This is a genomic window from Streptomyces sp. JLYT201, from assembly GCF_059448825.1.
This window is the reverse complement of record NZ_CM182551.1, coordinates 9024699-9040757: the sequence shown is the minus strand read 5'-3', so window position 1 is coordinate 9040757 and position 16059 is coordinate 9024699. Positions and strand designations below refer to the sequence as shown.

Annotated in this window: 5 protein-coding genes; 1 reads left to right on the top strand and 4 read right to left on the bottom strand. The window is 74.5% G+C overall.

Features of this window, described 5'->3' with window-relative positions:
• Positions 1 to 87: 87 nt before the first annotated feature.
• Both AC5WAM_RS38200 and AC5WAM_RS38195 read right to left on the bottom strand, forming a co-directional pair.
• Positions 88 to 1107, bottom strand: a complete 1020-nt coding sequence (locus tag AC5WAM_RS38200) for a class I adenylate-forming enzyme family protein (protein WP_495523739.1) — start codon at positions 1105 to 1107, stop codon at positions 88 to 90.
• A gap of 88 nt (positions 1108 to 1195) precedes the next feature.
• Positions 1196 to 2167, bottom strand: a complete 972-nt coding sequence (locus AC5WAM_RS38195) for an ACP S-malonyltransferase (protein WP_495520423.1) — start codon at positions 2165 to 2167, stop codon at positions 1196 to 1198.
• 874 nt (positions 2168 to 3041) lie between these two features.
• Between AC5WAM_RS38195 and AC5WAM_RS38190 the strand changes: the two genes are divergently transcribed.
• Entirely contained in the window at positions 3042 to 3668 is a 627-nt protein-coding gene (locus AC5WAM_RS38190) for a helix-turn-helix transcriptional regulator (RefSeq protein WP_495520422.1), read from the top strand.
• A gap of 78 nt (positions 3669 to 3746) precedes the next feature.
• Here the strand turns inward: AC5WAM_RS38190 and AC5WAM_RS38185 are convergent, their stop codons facing one another.
• Together AC5WAM_RS38185 and AC5WAM_RS38180 are read right to left on the bottom strand one after the other, a co-directional pair.
• Positions 3747 to 4505, bottom strand: coding sequence for a thioesterase II family protein (locus AC5WAM_RS38185; protein ID WP_495520421.1), 759 nt, complete (start codon positions 4503 to 4505; stop codon positions 3747 to 3749).
• A 282-nt stretch (positions 4506 to 4787) separates the two neighbouring features.
• The gene (locus AC5WAM_RS38180) at positions 4788 to 16031 is read right to left on the bottom strand and encodes an SDR family NAD(P)-dependent oxidoreductase (protein WP_495520420.1); all 11244 of its coding nucleotides are present in this window, start codon (positions 16029 to 16031) and stop codon (positions 4788 to 4790) included.
• Positions 16032 to 16059 lie beyond the last annotated feature (28 nt).

Genomic DNA, 16059 nt, shown 5'->3' with positions numbered 1-16059 from the left:
GATCCGCACGCGGGTACGGGCACGGCGCGCGGGCACCTCAGTGGACCCGGGCGGGGTGACGGGGTGGGGGTCGGTCGGGGCGCTGCGTCAGTACAGGCCCTCGGGGGCGGAGTTGGTGACCTGGAGCGGACGGACGTCGGCGACGCCGTCGCAGGGCCACTGGCTGTCGATGTGCCGGACGGCCTGGTCGCGTTCCAGGACGTTCGGCAGGAAGAGGTCGTCGTGCAGGACGGTCAGGCGGACCTGTCCGCCCGCACCGGGTGCGACGACGGCCCGCCAGTCGTCCTTGCGCACGACGGCCATCGTCACCTGCGGGTAGTTCGGCATGTACGGGATCGTGCCGCCGTCGTCCGGCACGCCGAGGCAGGCGGCGTTGCCGAGGGTGTTGCCGTAACTGATGCCGCAGAGGCCGCCGTTGAGGGCGGTGCGGAAGTCGCGGTACATGGCGGTGTTGATCTGGGTGCCGCTCAGACGCACTCCGGCGAGGGCGCCGACGCGCTCAGGGGCGCGCCGGCACAGGGCCGCGAAGAGTGCGGGGGTGGTGTTCACGTAGTCGACGGCGCCTTGGTCCAGGGCGTCCACGACCTGGTCGAGGAGGTGGTCGGTGTACTGCTGGACGTCGGCCATGCGGCCTTCGCGGATGAGGCGTTTCACCCAGCGGGGGTCCATGTCGATGGCGTACACCCGGCCCGCGTACAGGTCGGCGACCTCCCAGACGCCGTGCCCGATGAGGTGCGGCCCGGTGGGTGTCGCCTGGAGCCAGGCGCGGCCGGGCGCGAAGCCTTCGTGGACGAAGGACCAGCGGCGCCAGAGCGCGCGGTGGCGGATCATGGCGGGGGTGTAGAAGACGCGGCAGGGTGTGCCGGTGGTGCCGCCGGTGTCCCAGACGCGCCCGGCGAGCGGCCGGGGCACGGACCGCGGCACGAGGTCCGCGGGGTCCAGGGTGCGCAGTTCCGCCAGCGGGAAGGGGCCGAAGGCCGTGAGGTCCGCGTAGCGCGTGATGTCGAGCGGCTCGAAGTCGAGCCGCTCACGGCGGCGCAGCCAGTACGGGCTGCCGTGGTCGGGGTGGAAGGTTCGCCGGACGACCCTGCGGGTCCATTCGTCCATGTCGATGCCGAGCCACTCCTGGACGACTAAGTCGGGGTCGACTTCGCACGGTTGTTCCCGCACGCCTCCTTGTACGGCCGTCCACATATCAGACTCCCTGCATGCCGGAGTCGGCGAAGGAGAAGTCGATCCCCAAGTCGTAGGCCTGGCTGACGGCGAGTCGAATGTGCTCCGTTGAATCCACGTGAACGACAGGGAACGGGAAGGCGAGGATGCCTTCAGGAATGGACGGGCCCACTACGATGCCCAGGCGCACATCGCGCTCCCGCATACCCTCGTAGACGTCGACGAGGCTGATCGGGTCCGTGGAATTCCGCTCGAACATGTGCCGCACGTCGTCCGCTGTTCTCAGCTCCCGGCGCTCCAGACAGGAGAGCAGGGGAATTCTGGGGGCGGTGAACGGCAGCTCCGCCAGATAGGGCGCGATGAAGTCGCGGAACGGCCGGCGCAGCGGGGAGTGCACGCCGATGGCGCGGTCGGGCAGCGGCACGATCGTGCCGGGCGGAGCGTCGGCGGCCAGTTCCTCGATGGCCGTGCGGTGCCCGGCGAGCATCATGATGCGCTGCGACCCGTCGGCGACGGGGCCGAAGTCACCGGCGAGGTGGAGGTGGGCGCGCCCGTGCCAGGGCCGCGCGGACTCCGCGTCCTCGGTGGGCACGAAGGCGAGAGCCATGCCCTCTTCGGGGTCCGAGGGACGTGGACCTGGGGCGTTCGCCGTCCGGGCCAGCATCGTGAACAGGGACCTGCGGTCCAGGCCCCCGGCCAGGCAGCTGGCCGTCATGGCTCCCAGGCTCAGGCCTCCGACCACGTCCGGGCGCAGTCCGGCCGCCGCGAGCAGATCGTGCACGGCGACGGCGAGCGCCGCTTCGCGGATCGTCCCCGCGCTCTGCCGCCGCTCGCGCCCCTCGGGCAGTTCCGCGCGCAGGATCTGCTCGGGGGTCAGTCCGGTCCACTCGGATATCTCTTCGTACAACGTCCGCACAGGAGCTGACGACTCATACAGCTCGATCCCCTGCGGTTCGGAACCCACACCGCCACCGAATAAGTACCCCAGAGCCATGCTCACTCCTGTTGCGCTTTGAACATCTCTTGCCGCAGGTGCCGCACGAAATCAGCACCGACTTCCTCCGTCGCCATGACCCTCGCAGACCCGGGGGAGGAAATCCACAACACCCAAGAAATAAGGCACACGCCACCATCAAGTGGCTTGATCTTCAAAATTTGAGAAACGAACCACTTTGGAGACGGGCGGGTTGAAAGCCCTTACCAAGAAATCGAGGGCCGCCCCGACGGGGGCTGGTTTCACAGGATCGCGATTAACGTTTGAGGCAGCGACTTTAACACCGGGGCCACGGCGTCGAAAGGGTGCCTTTCAGATCCGGCCACAGCGTGCTTTTGACGCCTCTCGGCAATGCGATGCGACAAACAAGCCAGCGCCCCGCGTTCCACACGCCACCGCGCGCACTCACCCGCCGCTGAAACACCGGGCTCCGCGGCATTCGGGGCCCTCGTCCGGGAGGCCGAAACCCGCCTCTGGCATGTGCTGCGCACAGTTGCCGAGTGTGCCTCGCGACGCCCATCGAGACCGCTGGTCTATACCCACCGTCTTCGCGAGGTGACGCAAAGCCACTTGCCCCCGGCCCGGCGGGACGTCCGCACCCACCCTCGCCTTCGAACAGGGGGCCGCATCGTCGACGCGCTCACATCGTGGTGCCAGGGGCGTCAGCGGAACATCAGCCGGACGTGAGCGGCGGGCTCCAACCTGGTGGGCGACACCACGTGGCGCCGCTTGGTGCGCGAACGCGGCAGCTGCTTACCTGACAGCGGAGGAGCGAGCGGTGGACGCAGGTGGCTCCCGCCACCGTCGCACCTCTGGACCACCGTGGAACCTGGAGGTGCTCTAGCCCATGCAGCCACCCGTTGAGAGCGTTCCCATGACACGGCCGGTGCTGGTCACCGTGCACGCGTCGGACCCGATCTCCCAGGCCGGGGTGGTGAGCCAGCTCCGGCAGTGCACGGAGATCGCGTTGACGGACGGCACGCAGCACGACCGGGGCCACGTCGCCCTGCTCGTCGTCGGCGCCGTGGACGAAGCGACGCTGGTGAGTCTGCGCAGACTCGTGCACGCGCAGAGCGCCCGGGTGGTCCTGGTGGTGGACCGGATGCGCGGGGCGGACGTGCTGGACGTCGCGGGCTGCGGTGTCACCTCGATCGTGCGGCGGCGGGAGGCCACACCGGCGCGGCTGCTGCGGGCGGTCCTCGCGGCCCACCGCGGCCACGGTCACTTGCCGCCCGATCTGTTAGGCAGGCTCATCGCCCAGATGGGACGGCTCCAGAGCACCGCGCAGGGCCCCGCGCACCTCACCCCGGCGGAGATGACACCGCGGGAGGTCGACATCCTCCGCCTGGTGGCGGACGGCCTCGACACCGCCGAGGTCGCCGCCGAACTCGCGTACTCCGAGCGGACCGTGAAGAACGACCTGCAGAATCTGACCTCGCGACTGGGGCTGCGCAACCGGACCCACGCGGTGGCCTACGCGCTGCGCGCGGGCTACATCTGAGGCCCCGGTCCGCGCCCGAGGCCGAACGGGGGCCGGACGACTCGCTCGTCCGGCCCCCGCTCCCGTTCCCCCGCTCCGCTAGCCGACGGCCACGGCCCCGCGCAGCGCCTCGCCCACCACCGCGATCACCTCCGGCGCGCGCGAGCTGAGGTAGAAGTGGCCGCCGCGGAACTCCCGCAGCCGGAACGCGGCCGTGGTGTGGGCGCGCCACGCGTCGGCTTCCCCGACCGTCGACTTCGGGTCGTCGTCGCCCACCAGGGCGGTGATCGGGCAGCCGAGCACCGCGTCCACCGGGCCGTACGTCTCGATGGCCCGGTAGTCGCTGCGGATGGCGGGCAGCACCATGCGCAGCAGTTCCTCGTCGCCGAGCACCTTCACGTCGGTGCCGCTCAGGGCCTTCACATCGGCCAGGAGCCCGTCGTCGTCCCGCTGGTGGACGTTCTCCACGCGCCGCGTCGACGGTGCCCGCCGGCCGGAGGCGAACAGCATCGCGAGCGTGTGCCCGTCCTCCTCCAGCCTGCGGGCGACCTCGAACGCGAGGATCGCGCCCATGCTGTGGCCGAAGAACACCACGGGCCGGTCGAACAGCGGTGCCACCACGGGCGCCATCCGGTCCGCCAGTACGCCGATGTCGTCCACGTTCGGTTCGTTGCGCCGGTCCTGGCGGCCCGGGTACTGGAGGGCCACCACGTCGCCGCCGCTCGCGAGCGCGGCCGAGACGGGGTGGTAGAAGCTCGCCGAGCCGCCCGCGTGCGGGAAGCAGACGAGCCGGGCCGGGGCGTCCGGTGCGGGGTGGAACCGGCGGAGCCAGAGGTCGCTGCCGTCGGTGGGTGTCATGTGCGTCGTCCGTTCTGCCGTGGTGGTCGGAGTCGAGTGCTGCCGTCGTGCTCGGAGTCGCGTACTGCTGCCGTGGTCGAGTCGAGCTGCCGTCGTGGGCGGGGCTGCGTACTGCTGTCGTGGTCGGGGCTGCGTACTGCTGTCGTGCTCAGGGCTGCGAACTGCTGTCGTGCTCGGGGCTGCGAACTGCTGTCGTGCTCGGGGCCGCGTCGGACGCGGGCCGGTTCGGTCGCGTCCGACGCGGCTCGGGCCGGGTTCGCCGGGTGTGCGGGCGCCGACGGTTCAGCTGGGGGTGTCGAACCGGGCGTCGTCCAGCCAGGCCCGCACGGCCAGCGCCGTCGACTCGGAGTGCACGTCCATGATCGTGAAGTGGTCGCCGGGGACGTCGGCGTCCTCGTGGCGGTGCGGCCACTGGGGCTGCCAGGCGTCCTCGGTCTCCAGCGCCTCCGTCTCCCCGGGCGGGAACGTGGCGTGCACGAACAGCGTGGGGGCCCCGACCGGTTCAGGCTTCCAGTCGTCGAACACGCGCACGTAGCCGCTCTGTCCGGTCATCTGCGCGCCGGTCAGCAGGTCGAACGCCTGGCTGGTGGACATGCGCTCCGACAGGGCCGCTTCGAGCCGCTTCTCGAACGAGTTGGTCGCGATGTACGTGTCGAGGAGCACCACCGCTGCCGGTGCGCGGCCCTGCCGCTCCAGGAGCGCGGCGACCGCGTTGGCCATCCAGCCGCCCGAGGAGTAGCCGAGGAGCACGAACGGCCGGTCGCCCGCCTGCCGCTCGACGGCCTCGGCCTGGAAGCGGACCACCGCCTCCCGGGTCGCGGGCAGCGGCTCCCCCGCGCCGAAGCCGGGGTGGGGCAGCAGGGTCACGTCCCGGTGCCCCGCGAAGACAGGGGCGAAGCGGGAGAAGTAGTGCGGCCCCGAGGGTGCCATGGTCGGCGGGAAGCACAGCAGCGGGATGCCCGGGCCGGTGGCCAGCGGGACCGGCGGCAGCGCGGCCACCTCGTCGGCCTTCTCGAACACCGGCCGCAGCCGTGCGGCCGCGTCCACCATCAGCCAGCCCTCCTTGGCGAGGCCGAGGTCGTAGGACTGGCGGACCAGGCCGACGAGGGTGTCCTCGACGGCGAGGGCGGCGGGCGCGGCGGGCGTGTCCCCGGCTGTCGCGGCGAGTTCGCGCCGCAGGTATCCGGCGAGCGCCGGGCCCGTCCGCTGGTCGAACACGACGGTGGTGGGCAGGCGCAGACCGGTGGCGCCCGCGAGCTCGTTGCGCAGTTGCAGCGAGGTCAGGGAGTCGAGGCCGAGCTGGGTCAGGGCGCCGGAGACGTCGAGCTCGTCCGGCGCGTAGCCGAGTACGGCCGCCGTGCGGTCCCGGACCAGGTTAAGGAGTGCGCTCTCCTGCTCCTCCTGCGTCAGCCCGGCGAGGCGCCGGGCCAGCGGCTCCTCGGCGGCGCCCGCCGCCCGGGCGGTCCGGGGGCGCACCAGGCCGCGCAGCAGCGCGTGCACCTGGTCGGGTCCGCCGCGCAGGCTGCCCGTGTCGAGCCGCATCGGCACGACGACCGCGTCGCCCGCCGCGCAGCCGAGGTCGAACAGGGCGAGACCCTCCTCCTCGGTCAGGCCCGTGACGCCGGCGCGGGACATCCGCGCCACGTCGCTGTCGGCCATGGCGCCGGTCATCGTGCCGGCCGCCTCCCACAGGCCCCACGCCAGCGACGTGGCGGGCAGGCCCGCCGCCCTGCGGTGGTGGGCGAGCGCGTCGAGGAACGCGTTGGCGGCCGCGTAGTTGCCCTGGCCGGGGTTGCCGAACGTACCGGCGGCGGAGGAGAACAGGACGAACGCCGACAGGTCGAGATCGCGGGTCAGCTCGTGCAGGTGCCAGGCCGCGTCGACCTTGGGCCGGAACACCGTGTCGATCCGCTCGGGCGTCAGCGAGGCGAGCACGCCGTCGTCGAGGACGCCCGCCGAGTGCACCACGCCGGTCAGCGGGTGGTCCGCGGACACCTCGGCCAGGAGCTTGCCCAGCGCGGCGGGGTCCGTGACGTCGCAGGCGGCGAGGGTGACCCGCGCGCCGAGTGCGGCCAGCTCCGCGCGGAGCGCGTCGGCGCCGGGCGCGGCGGGGCCCCTGCGGCTGGCGAGGACGAGGTGCCGGACCCCGTGCTCCGTGACGAGGCGGCGGGTGACGAGGCCGCCGATCAGGCCGGTGGCCCCGGTCATCAGGACGGTGCCGCCGGGCGCGAAGGCGATCGGGGACTGCGGCGCGGACGGTCCGAACCGGGCGAGGCGCGGCGCCCTCGGGTCACCGGCGCGCACCGCCACCTGCGGCTCGGCACCGGCGAGGACACCGGGCAGGGCCGCCCAGGACGCGTCGTGCCCGTCCACGTCGACGAGGACGAACCGGCCGGGGTTCTCGGACTGGGCCGCCCGGATCAGGCCCCACACCGCCGCGTCGGCGACGTCGGGCACGTCCTCGCCGGGACCGGCCGCGACGGCCCCGCGGGTCACGAAGACGAGGCGGGAGTCGAGGAACCGGTCGTCGGCCAGCCACTCCTGGGCCAGGCGCAGCGCGCGGAACGCGGCGGCGCGGGCGGCGGCGACCGGCTCCGGGCCGTCCTCGGCGAAGGGGGCGACGACGAGGCCGGGCACCCCGGCCGCGGCGAGGGCCGCGAGGTCGTGGTGCTCCTCGACGGCGATCCCGGACGCGGCGAGGCCCGCGCGGGCCTTCAGGCCGTCCGGGCCGATCACAGCGCAACCGCGGGCGGGAGCGGGGGCGGCCGCACGGGTCGGTGCGGCCACCCACTCCAGCCGGAACAGCGCGTCGCGGTGGCGCGCACCCCAGTGCTCCGCGGCGATCGGCCGCAGGACGAGGGATGCGACCGTCGCCAGGGGTAGCCCCTGTGCGTCGGCCAGCTCCAGGGAGACGGCGTCGGGTCCGGCCGGTGCGAGCCGGACCCGCGCCGTGGTGGCGCCGGTCGCGTGCCACCGGACTCCGTTCCAGGTGAACGGCAGCCGGGGCCGGCCGGCGTCCTCGACGAGGCCGCCGAGCGTGCAGGCGTGCAGCGCGGCGTCGAGCAGCGCCGGGTGGAGCCCGAACGCCGCGGCGTCCCGGTGCTGGTCCTCGTCGAGCGCGATCTCGGCGTACACGGCGCCGTCGCCGCGCCACGCCGACCGCAGGCCCTGGAAGGCGGGTCCGTAGCCGAACCCGGCTTCTTCCAGGCCGTCGTAGAGGCCGTCGAGGTCGACGCGCGCGGCGTCGGCGGGCGGCCACTGGGTGAGCGCCGCGGGGGCGGCGGGCGCTCCCGCGGTGAGGAAGCCGGTGGCGTGCCGGGTCCAGTCGGCGGCGTCCGGTTCTTCCGGGCAGGAGTCGACGTGCAGCGCCCGGCGGCCGGAGCCGTCGTCGGCGCCGACCGTCACCCGCAGGCGTACGCCGCCGCGTTCGGGCAGCACCAGCGGTGCGGCGAGGGTCAGCCCCTCCACCTCGTCCAGGCCGAGCCTGCCGCCCGCGGCGAGGGCGATGTCCGCGAAGGCCGTGCCGGGCAGCAGGACCGTCTGCGCGACGGCGTGGTCGGCGAGCCACGGGTGGGTGTCCGTGCCGAGCCTTCCGGTGCACACCAGGCCCTGCCCGTCGGCGAGTTCGACGGCGGCGCCGAGCAGCGGATGGCCCGTGCCCGCGAGGCCCAGCCCCCCGGCCGCTTCCTCGACGCTCAGGTCGCGGGGCGCGTCCAGCCAGTAGCGCTGGTGCTGGAAGGGGTAGGTCGGCAGGTCCACGTGCTGCCCGGCGGGCACCGCGGCCCGCCAGTCGAAGGGCAGGCCCTCCACGTACGCCTCGGCCGCCGACAGCAGGAACCGGTCGAGGTCACCGTCGGTGCGGCGCAGCGTGCCCACCACGACCGCCTCGGCGTCGACTGCCTCCAGGGTCTCGCGCACACCGAAGGTGAGCACGGGGTGCGGGCTGCACTCCACGAAGACGCCCACGCCCCGGTCGAGGAGGCCACGCGTGCCTTCCTCGAAGCGCACGGTGTTGCGCAGGTTCTGGTACCAGTACTCGGCCCCGACCTCGGTCCCGGTCAGCCACTCCCCCGTGACCGTGGACAGCATCGGCACCCCCGCGGGCTTGCCCTCGACCCCGGCCAGCAGGGTCGTGAGCTCCTCCCGGACGGGCTCTACGTGCGGCGAGTGCGAGGCGTAGTCGATGAGGACCCGGCGGGCCCACACGTCGTCGGCGGCGCACGCCTCCAGCAACTCGTCCAGCGCGTCGACGTCACCCGCCACCACGACCGAACGGGGGCCGTTGACGGCGGCGACGGTGATCCGCCCCTGCCAGCGGGCGATCCGCTCACGTGCCGCGTCGAGCGTCGCCGCCAGGGACACCAGCCCGCTCTGTCCCGAAAGCACCAGTGCCGCCTTGCTGCGCAGCGCCACCACCTTGGCGGCGTCGGCGAGGGACAGCGCGCCCGCCACGTGCGCGGCGGCGATCTCCCCCTGGCTGTGGCCGACGACCGCGTCCGGCTCCACGCCGTACGAACGCCACAGCGCGGCCAGCGACACCATCACCGCGAACAGCGCGGGCTGGACGACATCGGAACGCTCCAGCGCGGCGGCATCGTTCAGGACGTCGTACAACGACCAGTCCACATACGGCGCCAACGCCTGAGCACACGCGTCGAGCGAAGCACGGAACACCGGCGACGACTGCGCCAGTTCCGCCCCCATGCCCAGCCACTGCGACCCCTGACCGGGAAACACGAACGCCACCTTGCCCACCGGCCGCGCGACACCGACCGCCACCCGAGCGGACTCCACCCCCTGAGCCACCGCCGCCAGCGCGTCGGCGCCGCCCCCGACGACGACGGCCCGGTGCTCGAACACCGACCGTGTAAGGAGGGCGGCCGCCACGTCCGATGCGCCTGTCTCCCCTACGAGGGGCGCGAGTTGGGCGGCGTGGGCGCGCAGGGCGTCGTGCGTGCGGGCGGAGAGGACCAGCGGGGCGTGGTCCGGGGCCGACGGCTCGTGGGCCGGGGTCTCGTCGGGCGCCTGCTCCAGGACGACGTGCGCGTTGGTGCCGCTCACGCCGAACGACGACACGCCCGCGCGGGACGGGCGGCCCGTCTCGGGCCACGACCGGGCCTCCGTCAGGAGGTCCACGGCGCCCGCGGACCAGTCGACGTGCGGGGAGCGCTCGGAGACGTGCAGGGTGCGCGGGAGCGTGCCGTGGCGCATCGCCATGACCATCTTGATGACGCCGCCGACACCGGCGGCGGCCTGGGTGTGGCCGATGTTGGACTTCAGCGAGCCCAGCCACAGGGGCCGGTCCTCGGCGCGGTCCTGGCCGTAGGTGGCGAGGAGCGCCTGGGCCTCGATGGGGTCGCCGAGGGTGGTGCCGGTGCCGTGGGCCTCGACCGCGTCCACGTCGGACGTGGTCAGGCCCGCGTTGGCGAGGGCCTGGCGGATGACGCGCTGCTGGGAGGGGCCGTTGGGCGCGGTCAGGCCGTTGGACGCGCCGTCCTGGTTGACCGCCGAGCCGCGTACGACGGCGAGGACCCGGTGGCCGTTGCGCCGGGCGTCGGACAGCCGCTCCAGGACGAGCATGCCGACGCCCTCGCCCCATCCCGTGCCGTCCGCGTCGGCGGAGAAGGCCTTGCAGCGGCCGTCCGGGGCGAGCCCCCGCTGACGGCTGAACTCCACGAACGTCGCCGGGCTCGCCATCACGGTGACGCCGCCCGCGAGCGCGAGGGTGCACTCGCCGGAGCGCAGCGCCTGCGCGGCGAGGTGCAGCGCCACGAGGGACGACGAGCACGCGGTGTCCACGGTCATCGCGGGGCCTTCGAGGCCGAACACGTACGAGATCCGGCCGGAGGCGACGCTGCCGGAGCTGCCGACGCCGAGCTGGCCCTCGAAGCCTTCGGGAGCGCGGCGGAGCCGGGAGGCGTAGTCGTTGTACATCACGCCCGCGAACACGCCGGTGGGGCTGCCGCGCAGCGCCTTCGGGTCGAGGCCCGCGCTCTCCATCGCCTCCCACGACGTTTCGAGGAGCAGTCGCTGCTGGGGGTCGACCGCGAGGGCCTCGCGCGGCGACATGCCGAAGAACACGGGGTCGAACTCGGCGGCGTCGTGGAGGAAGCCGCCGCTGCGGACGCTGCTGGTGCCGGTGTGGTCGGGGTCGGGGTCGTAGAGCGCGGCCACGTCCCAGCCCCGGTCGTCCGGGAAGTCGGAGACGGCGTCGCGGCCCTCGGCGACCAGGCGCCACAGGTCTTCGGGCGAGCGGACGCCGCCGGGGTAGCGGCAGCTCATGCCGACGATGGCGATCGGCTCGTCGTCGGCGGCGGCCGTGCGGAGGGTCGCTGTCCCCGCCGCTTCGCCGCCGAGCAGTTCGGCGCGCAGATGGCCCGCGAGCACCAGGGGCGTCGGGTAGTCGAAGACGAGGGTCGCGGGCAGGCGCAGGCCGGTGGCCGCGTCGAGCCGGTTGCGCAGCTCGACCGCCGTGAGCGAGTCGAAGCCGAGCTCCTCGAAGGCCCGCTCGGGCTCCACCCCGGCGGCGGAGGCGTGGCCGAGCACGGCGGCGACGGACGTGCGCACGAGGTCGAGCAGCGCCGGCAGGCGCTGCTCGACCTCCGGCAGTGCGGAGATCCGTGCCGCGAGGCTCCCGGTGGCCTTGGCGGCCTCGGGGCGCGCCGTGCGCACCAGGGCGCGCAGCAGCGCCGGGACGGCCTCGGGGTGCGCCCGCAGCGGCGCCAGGTCGAGGCGCGTGGGCACGGCCACGGCCGACGGCAGCGCGAGGGCGGCGTCGAACAGGCGCAGCCCCTCCTGCGGGGTGAGGCCCGCGGCCCCGGTCCGGGCCATCCGCGCGCCCATGCCGTCCTCACCGGTCCACAGGCCCCACGCGAGCGAGGTCGCGGGCAGGCCTGTGGCGCGGCGGTGCTGGGCCAGGGCGTCGAGGAACGCGTTGGCGGCCGCGTAGTTGCCCTGGCCGGGGTTGCCGAACGTACCGGCGGCGGAGGAGAACAGGACGAACGCGGACAGGTCGAGGCCGCGGGTCAGCTCGTGCAGATGCCGGGCACCGTCCACCTTCGGGCGGAAGACCGTGTCGATCCGCTCCGGAGTGAGCGAGCCGATCGTGCCGTCGTCCAGGACGCCCGCCGTGTGCACCACGGCGGTCACCGGGTGCTCGGCAAGCAGCGCCGCCACCGCGTCCCGCTCGGCCACATCACACGCCACGACAGCGACCTCGGCACCGAGCCCGGTCAACTCACCGTACAGCGAGCCCACTTGGCCGCGCCGACTCGCCAGCACCAACCGCCGCACCCCATGGCGCACCACCAAGTGCCGCGCGACCAGACCGCCGAGCATCCCGCCGGCGCCGGTCACCAGCACCGCGCCCTCACCGAAGCCCGACCCCTCGGACTCCGCGGGGCGGGCGCGGACGAGCCTGGGCGCGAACCAGTCGCCGTCCCGCAGGGCGAGTTGGGGCTCGTCCGGCAGGTCCTGAAGCACCGCGGCCGACCGGTCGTCGGCGTCCACGAGCGCGAACCGGCCCGGGTGCTCGGTCTGTGCCGCGCGTACGAAGCCCCACACCGGCGCGCCGTTCAGGTCAGGGACGTCCTCGTCGGGGACCGCCGCCACCGCGCCGGTGGTGACGAACACCAGCCGTGCCGCGTCGAACCGGTCGTCGGCGAGCCAGGCCTGCGCGAGGGACAGCGCCCAGTGCGTCACCTCCGCGGGGCCTGCGGCCGCGGGTACAGGGGCGAACACGAGGTCGGGCACCTCGTCGTCCGCGAGGGCGGCCAGGTCCGGGTACGTGCGGGCCTCTCCGGAGAGCGCGAGGCCGTCGCCGAGCACCGCCCGGCGGGCCGGGGCGGAGGCGTCGGGCCGCACCCGCGTCCAGTCCACCCGGAACAGCGAGTCGAGCCGGTCCCCGGCCAGGCCGTCCGCCGTCAGGGGCCGCAGCGACAGCGCCTCGACCGAGGCGACGGGGGCGCCCGTGCCGTCGGCCAGGGCGATCGCGACGCCCGCGGCGCCCGCCGGGGACAGCCGCCCGCGCAGCACGGACGCGCCGCTGCTGTGCAGCCGCACCCCGCGCCAGGAGTACGGCAGGTGCAGCCGTTCCGCGTCGGCGACGAAGTCGCCGAGCCCGATGGCGTGCAGCGCGGAGTCGAGCAGCGCCGGGTGCAGGCCGAAGGAGCCCGCGGCGTCCTCGTCGGCGAGCTCCACCTCGACGAACACCTCGGCGCCCCGCCGCCAGGCCGTGCGCAGGCCGCGGAACGCGGGCCCGTAGCCGAGCCCCGCCGCGGCGAGGTCGTCGTAGCGGCCCGCGATGTCGAGCGGCTCGGCGCCCTCGGGCGGCCAGGCCTCCCCGAGGGCGGCCGGGGCCCGGTCACCGGCCGCGAGCGTGCCGAAGGCGTGCCGCGTCCAGGGGTGGTCGTCGGGCGCGTCGTCGGCCCGTGCGTACGCGCTCAGGGCGCGGCGCCCGGTGGCGTCCGGCGCGCCGACGGACACCTGGAGCCGCACCGCGCCGTCCTCCGGCAGGACCAGGGGCGCGGCGAGGGTCAGCTCCTCGACGAGGTCGAGTCCGACCTGGTCGCCGGCCCTGATCGCCAGCTCCACGAGGGCGGCGCCGGGCACGAGGACCACGCCGCCGACGGTGTGGTCGGCGAGCCACGGGTGGGTGGCCAGGGAGAGCCTGCCGGTGAGCAGGGCGCCTTCCTCGTCCGCGAGGGTGACCGCGGCGCCGAGCAGCGGGTGGTCGGCGGGCCGCAGGCCCACCGACGCCATGTCGCCGGCGGGCACGCCCGTGTCCAGCCAGAACCTGGTGCGCTGGAAGGGGTAGGTGGGCAGGTCGACACGCCGGGCGTCGCGGCCCGCGAACACGGCGTGCCAGTCCAGGGCGACGCCCCGCACGTGCAGGGCCGCGACCGCCGACGTCAGCGCGGTGCCCTCGGGCCTGTTCGCCCGCGCGGCGGCCACGAGGAGCGCGCCCTCGTCGACGCAGTCGCGTCCCGCCGCGGCCAGGACCGCGTCGGGGCCGAGCTCCAGGAAGTTCGCCGCGCCCTGCTCGCGCAGGCACCGCATGGCGTCGAGGAAGCGCACGGCCTCGCGGGCGTGCCGCACCCAGTGCTCGGGGTCGCGCGCCTGCTCCGGGGTCAGGACGGCGCCGGTCAGGGTGGACACGATCGGGATGGTCGGCGTCCCGTAGCTGACGTCGCGGGCGACGGCGCGGAAGTCGTCGAGGACGGCGTCCACGTGCGGCGAGTGGAACGCGTGGCTGACCCGCAGGTACCGGGTCTTCCCGCCGCGCTCCCGCCAGGCCCGGTCGATGGCGGCCACGGCGTCGGCGTCGCCCGCGACCACGGTGGACTCGGGGCCGTTGACCGCGGCGACGTCCACCGCGCCGCGGCCGTGCTCGGCGAGCAGGCGCCGGACGGTGGGCTCGTCGGCGCGCAGCGACAGCATCGCCCCGCCCTCGGGCAGCGCCCCCATCAGCCTGCCGCGGGCCGCGACCAGCGCGCACGCGCCGGTGAGGGAGAACACGCCCGACACGTGGGCCGCCGCGAGCTCGCCGATGGAGTGGCCCGCGAGGAACTGCGGGGCGAGGCCCCACGCCGTGACGAGGCGGAACAGCGCCACCTCGATCGCGAACAGCGCGGGCTGCGTGTACGTGGTCAGGTCCAGCAGGGCGGCGGCCTCGGTGTCGGGCTCCGCGAAGAGCACCTCCCGCAAAGGCCGGTCCAGATGCGGGTCCAGGCCGGCGCAGACCTCGTCGAGGGCCCGCGCGAACACGGGGAACTCGCCGTACAGCGCGCGGCCCATGCCCGCCCGCTGGCTGCCCTGGCCGCTGAACAGGAAGGCGAGCCTGCCGCGGGTGCCCACGGTGCCGCGCACGAGGTGGGGCGCTTCGCCGCCGGTGGCCAGGGCCTCGACGCCGCGCAGGAGTTCCGCGCGGTCCGTGCCGACGACGGCGGCCCGGTGCTCCAGGGCGGTCCGGCTCAGGGCGAGGGCGTGGCCGACGTCCACCGCCCGGGCGTCGCGGCCGTCCAGGTGGCGCAGCAGGGCGGCGGCGCGCTCGCGCAGCGCGACGGGGTCGTTGCCGGAGAGGACCCACGGCACCGCCTCGGTCAGGACCGGCTCGACGGGCTCTTCCACGACGTCGTCGGCGTCCTCGGCCGGGGCCTGTTCGAGGACGACGTGGGCGTTGGTGCCGCTGATCCCGAACGACGACACCGCCGTCCGGCGCGGCTGCCCGGTCCGCGGCCACGGCCGCGCGTCGGTCAGCAGCTCGACGGCACCTTCCGACCAGTCGACGTGCCGGGAGCGCTCGCCGACGTGCAGGGTGGGCGGCAGGACGCCGTGGCGCAGGGCCATGACCATCTTGATCACGCCCGCCACGCCGGCGGCCGCCTGGGTGTGGCCGATGTTGGACTTCACGGACCCCAGCCACAGCGGCTGTCCCGCGGGGCGCTCCTGGCCGTAGGTGGCGAGGAGCGCCTGGGCCTCGATGGGGTCGCCGAGGGTGGTGCCGGTGCCGTGCGCCTCGACGGCGTCGACCTGGGCCGCGGTCAGCCCCGCGCTGTCCAGGGCCTGGCGGATGACGCGCTGCTGGGAGGGGCCGTTGGGCGCGGTCAGGCCGTTGGACGCGCCGTCCTGGTTCACCGCCGAGCCGCGCACGACGGCCAGGACTTGGTGGCCGTTGCGCCGCGCGTCGGACAGCCGCTCCAGGAGCAGCATGCCGGCGCCCTCGCCCCATCCGGTGCCGTCGGCGTCGTCGGAGAACGACTTGCACCGGCCGTCCGCGGCGAGGCCGCGCTGCTTGCTGAAGCCGACGAACGTGTGCGGGGTCGTCATCACCGTGACGCCGCCCGCGAGCGCGAGGGTGCACTCGCCGGAGCGCAGCGCCTGCGCCGCCAGGTGCAGTGTGACCAGGGACGACGAGCAGGCGGTGTCCACCGTGACGGCGGGCCCCTCCAGCGCGAACGTGTACGACACGCGCCCGGAGGCGACGCTGCCGAGCCCGCCGGTGCCCAGGAAGCCCTCCAGGCCCTCGGGCACCGACCGCAGCCGTGCGGTGTAGTCGTGGTACATCACGCCCGCGAACACGCCCGTCCTGCTGCCGCGCAGTGACGACGCGTCGATCCCGGCCCGCTCGAACGCCTCCCAGGACGTTTCGAGCAGCAGCCGCTGCTGCGGGTCCATGGCGAGCGCCTCGCGGGGCGAGATCCCGAACACGCCGGGGTCGAAGTCGCCCGCGTCGTGCAGGAATCCGCCCTCGGTGCGGAACACCCGGTCGGGGTCCTCGGGGTCGGACAGCTCGACGTCCCCCCAGCCCCGGTCGGCGGGGAAGGGCGTCACGCCGTCGCGGCCTTCGGCGACGAGCTGCCACAGGTCCTCCGGGGAGCGCACGTCTCCCGGGTAGCGGCAGCTCATGCCGATGATGGCGATCGGTTCCTGCTCACCGGCCTCGACCTCGCGCAGCCGCCGCCGCGTCTCGCGCAGATCGCCGGTGACCCGCTTGAGGAAATAGCGGAGCTTGTCCTCGTTTTCCATGCTGTCTCTACTCCAGGGAACGTCGAGC